Raw genomic sequence first — 4,093 nt, forward strand, 5'->3', positions numbered from 1 at the left:
CATCCCGATCCGCCCTACTGCAGACGCACCAGCCACCCGCATCATTGTCCGCGCAGTGGCCGCCAGCAAAGCCCCACTCCAGATCCTGCCGGGCTTCACCCTGCATGAAGAAGCAGGCGGCACCTTCACACAGCAAGCCACCACCGTCATGCGCGACGGCATGGGCCTTGGCCTCACAAACCGTTGAGCAACACGGCTAACCTGCGCAGAACAATCCACTTTCAATATACGTTTTTCTCCCTATTATGATCGCAAGGCGCAAATCAAAGCGCAGCAGATGACAGGGCGGGAGCAGACTATTTATGAGCAGCAAGGTTGACCTACCAAACTCCATTGAGGAAACCCTCACGCTCTTAAGTTCTGGCGGGTATCTGGCAGATCGCGCACTCGCAACCGTGCTGCACCTGTCTCTGCGCATGAAACGGCCCCTCTTCCTCGAAGGCGAGGCTGGCGTTGGCAAAACCGAGATCGCCAAAGTCCTCTCGGCCACGCTCAACCGCCCGCTGGTCCGCTTACAGTGTTATGAAGGGTTGGACGTCTCCTCCGCCGTTTACGAGTGGAACTATGCGGCCCAGATGGTCGAAATCCGCATGGCTGAAGCATCCGGCAGCGTGAACCGTGAGAACCTCAATACAGCGCTCTACAGCCCTCGCTTCCTGATCAAACGCCCGGTGCTACAGGCGCTGGAAACCACAGAGCTGGGGGCGCCTATCTTCCTGATCGACGAACTGGACCGCACCGATGAAGCCTTTGAGGCCTTCCTGCTGGAAGTGCTGGCGGACAGTCAGGTGACCATCCCGGAGCTGGGCACCATCACCTCCGAAGAACCTCCGATCACCATCATCACCACCAACCGCACCCGCGAAATTCACGACGCTCTGAAGCGCCGCTGTCTCTACCACTGGGTGGATTACCCGACAGCAGAGCGCGAGCTGCAAATCGTGCAGACCAAACTGCCAACAGCCGCCGCAGCTCTCTCCGCTCAGGTCGTCGCCTTCGTGCAAAAACTGCGAGAGGATGACGCGCTCTTCAAAAAGCCAGGCGTCGCTGAAACGCTGGATTGGGCAAACGCCCTCACAGAGCTGCAAGAGGTCGCGCTTGATCCGGAAATGGTGTCAGACACGCTCGGCGTCCTGCTCAAGTATCAGGAGGACATCGACCGCATCAAAGGCTCCAGAACCCGTGCGATCCTCGATGAAATCCGCATGGAAGCCAACTCGCAGGCCACCATTGCTGGCAGCATGCCTGCCCCAACAGCATAGCCTTGCCTGATGCAGGACACCCTCGCCCCCGCACCATCTCCGCGCCCACCGCATGGGCGCATTACGGAAAACATCGTCCACTTTGCCAGAACCCTGCGCAAAGCGGGCTTGCCTGCGGGGCCGTCTTCTGTGGTGGATGCAGTGAGCGCGGTCACCATCAACGGTATTGAGAACAAGCAGGACCTCTACTGGACCCTACATTCCGTCTTCGTCCATAAGCGCGACCAGCAACCCGTTTTCGACGAAGCCTTCCGCCTTTACTGGCAAAGCAAAGGCCTCGTTGAAAAGATGCTGGCACTGCTGTCTCCCGTTGCCCCAGCAGGGCAACGCGAACCAGAAAAGCCACGCGCCGCTCAATCCCGTGTCGCCAATGCCTTTGAGGCCAACAAGCAGCGCGAGGCCAAAGAAACCAAACCACTGATAGAGGTAGACGCCCGCTTCACCGTCTCGGAAAAAGAAGTCCTGCAAAAGAAGGACTTCGCACAGATGACCGCCGAGGAGATTGCCGAAGCCCGCAGATCCCTCGCCCGCCTCACCATGCCAGCAGATCAGGTCCGTTCCCGTCGCTTCAAGCCCGTCCATTCGCACACTCTGGGCAAACAGGTGGATGCCAGAAGAACCATGCGCGCCACGCTAAAGGCTGGCGGCTCCATCATCGATCTCAAGCACAAAGCGCCCGCTCAGGTTCATCCACCCGTGGTCGCCCTCTGCGATATCTCGGGCAGTATGAGCCAATATTCACGCATCATGCTGCATTTCCTCCATGCTCTGTCAGAAAAGCGCAAAACCCATACCTTCCTCTTTGGCACACGGCTAACCAACATCACCCGCGCCCTGTGCATGAAAGACCCTGATGAGGCCCTCGCTGCCTGTACGGATGAGGTAGAGGATTGGTCTGGCGGCACCCGCATTGCCAGTTCGCTGCAAACCTTCAACCGTACCTGGCTCAGACGTGTCTGCCACGGCGGACCAATCGTCCTGCTCATCACGGATGGGCTGGAACGGGAAGCTTACGATGAATTGTCAGTTGAGATGGACCGTCTCCACAGATCTTGCAGACGACTCATCTGGCTCAATCCACTGCTGCGCTACGACAAGTTCGAGGCCAAAGCCCGCGGAATTCAGGCAATACTGCCGCATACCGATGAGTTTCGGGCAATCCATTCCATGGATGCAGTCAAAGATCTTTGCCTCGCCTTAAATGACAAGCGCATAAATAGTTCATATGATGCGACCAAGAGATTCCTCTAGCGCACATTCCCGGCAAACCTTCGGCTCGCCTGCGTGAGACCACGCAGAAAGCCCAACCTTTCTGTCAGATCCGATGACATTCAAAGTACTTCTGCACATTGTAAAAACAGTATCAGCAATCTACGCCAAACGGTTCAACATCAACCGTGATGAGATCTGGTATCTTGCGAAACTTCAGGAAGAGCTCGGAGAGCTGACGGCAGCCCATTTGAAGGCCACCCGCCGCGGACGTTCCGGTTCAGCAACTCCAAAAGAACTGCATATGCAAAAGGAAGATGAAGCAGCAGACCTGCTGGCCCACCTTCTGCTTTATGCAGACCGCAATGATCTCGATCTGGAAAAAGCAATCCGCCGCAAATGGATGGCCCACCTTCCAGCCGAAATCATGGACAAGCAGGTCTGATACACCCACGTATCAGACGCCTCTCAGCGTTGTCACCTCCTTCATTGGCTTTCGAATTCACCGTGAAAGGCAATGGTGTCACGCGTATTGAGCAATGCCGTTGCCAAGCGACCAGTTCTCTTTTTCCACCTCAATCAGATTTATAAAGACGTCCTCTGATCGGATTTGAGGCTTATCTCCAAGTAGCTCGACAATGCGTTGAAACAGAGCCTTCTTCTGCGCGGAGCCGCGGGTGTTGTTGAGCGTAATCTGGATAAAAACCAGATCCTCACTGCGGGCAATATCAAGATATGAGCCGCCAAACCGAAAATTGGCACTGGTATGCTCTGTAATCGCCATAAACTGGTTGTCCTCTTGCGTCTCAAGCGCATCACGCATGGCATGATAAACACCATCAAAAATCGCCTGCCGGTAAACATCAGATTTTCCTGACCGCAATGAGATATGAACAAGTGGCATCAGCGTTTCCTCCTCTGGTTCGCTGAGGCAACTCTAGACGCGACTTTAATATTTGAATATACAATGACTAACTATATTAGAAATTGAAGTTCTAAATGATTGATCGTCCGCTTGATCTCGACGCAGTGCGCACATTTGTTAAAATTGCAGAACTTGGCAGCTTCACTCAGGCTGCTGAGACCATGCAGACGACCCAATCAACTGTAAGCCTGAAGCTGAAACGGCTGGAGAAGCGGTTAGGTTGCCAGCTCATAGAGCGAACCCCTCGCTACGTGCAGCTGTCTGCACAAGGCGTGACGTTTCTGGAACATGCGCGTGAACTATTAAAACAACACGACCATGCACTGGCCTCCCTCACCAATGCCCGTCAGCGATTGACCATTGGCATCAGTGATCATGTTGCAGGGCCAGAACTTCCAATGCTGATCGCCCGCATGAACGCACAGGATCCAGAACTCCTGATTGAAATACGGATTGGCTCCTCAGGCGACCTGCTGAAAAGCTTTGACCGGCAGGAACTCAACACAGTGATTGTGCGCCAGCACGAAAGCAGAGAAGATGGCAAGCTGATCGCAAATGAGAAGTTCGGCTGGTTTGCGTCGCAAGACTGGCAGCCTCGCGCCAACGAGCCCCTACCCGTTGCCACCATGCCGGAACCCTGCGGCGTGCGCGTCATGGCCGGACACCTGCTCGATCAGGCCGGCATTCCATGGAGAGA

Annotated in this window: 5 protein-coding genes and 1 pseudogene; 5 read left to right on the forward strand and 1 reads right to left on the reverse strand. The window is 55.3% G+C overall.

The features are described from left to right. The 4 genes and pseudogenes from PPL9_RS33185 to PPL9_RS09965 form a co-directional block, all read left to right on the forward strand. Positions 1 to 187, forward strand: a pseudogene (locus PPL9_RS33185) (SAM-dependent methyltransferase); the annotation flags it as partial. A gap of 115 nt (positions 188 to 302) precedes the next feature. Beyond that, complete coding sequence (locus PPL9_RS09955) at positions 303 to 1,262, forward strand: MoxR family ATPase (protein ID WP_057462550.1); 960 nt, start codon at positions 303 to 305, stop codon at positions 1,260 to 1,262. A 9-nt stretch (positions 1,263 to 1,271) separates the two neighbouring features. Next, positions 1,272 to 2,513, forward strand: a complete 1,242-nt coding sequence (locus PPL9_RS09960; RefSeq protein WP_057462551.1) for a VWA domain-containing protein — start codon at positions 1,272 to 1,274, stop codon at positions 2,511 to 2,513. A gap of 73 nt (positions 2,514 to 2,586) precedes the next feature. Beyond that, on the forward strand, positions 2,587 to 2,916 hold the full coding sequence (locus PPL9_RS09965) for a hypothetical protein (RefSeq protein WP_057462552.1): 330 nt from the start codon (positions 2,587 to 2,589) through the stop codon (positions 2,914 to 2,916). 78 nt (positions 2,917 to 2,994) lie between these two features. Here PPL9_RS09965 and PPL9_RS09970 read toward each other — a convergent pair whose 3' ends face one another. Further along, complete coding sequence (locus PPL9_RS09970; RefSeq protein WP_057462553.1) at positions 2,995 to 3,375, reverse strand: tautomerase family protein; 381 nt, start codon at positions 3,373 to 3,375, stop codon at positions 2,995 to 2,997. A gap of 95 nt (positions 3,376 to 3,470) precedes the next feature. Between PPL9_RS09970 and PPL9_RS09975 the strand changes: the two genes are divergently transcribed. Next, positions 3,471 to 4,093, forward strand: a 623-nt coding sequence (locus tag PPL9_RS09975; protein ID WP_208989284.1) for a LysR family transcriptional regulator, incomplete at its 3' end; no start/stop codon positions are given.

Origin of the sequence: Pseudovibrio sp. POLY-S9 (assembly GCF_001431305.1) — a bacterium.
GTDB lineage: Bacteria > Pseudomonadota > Alphaproteobacteria > Rhizobiales > Stappiaceae > Pseudovibrio.

Excerpts from the sequence above, each read along its gene's own strand:
- PPL9_RS09955 (WP_057462550.1), top strand. The coding sequence starts at position 303 with ATGAGCAGCAAGGTTGACCTACCAAACTCCATTGAGGAAACCCTCACG.
- PPL9_RS09960 (WP_057462551.1), top strand. The coding sequence starts at position 1,272 with ATGCAGGACACCCTCGCCCCCGCACCATCTCCGCGCCCACCGCATGGG.
- PPL9_RS09970 (WP_057462553.1), bottom strand. The coding sequence starts at position 3,375 with ATGCCACTTGTTCATATCTCATTGCGGTCAGGAAAATCTGATGTTTAC.
- PPL9_RS09965 (WP_057462552.1), top strand. The coding sequence starts at position 2,587 with ATGACATTCAAAGTACTTCTGCACATTGTAAAAACAGTATCAGCAATC.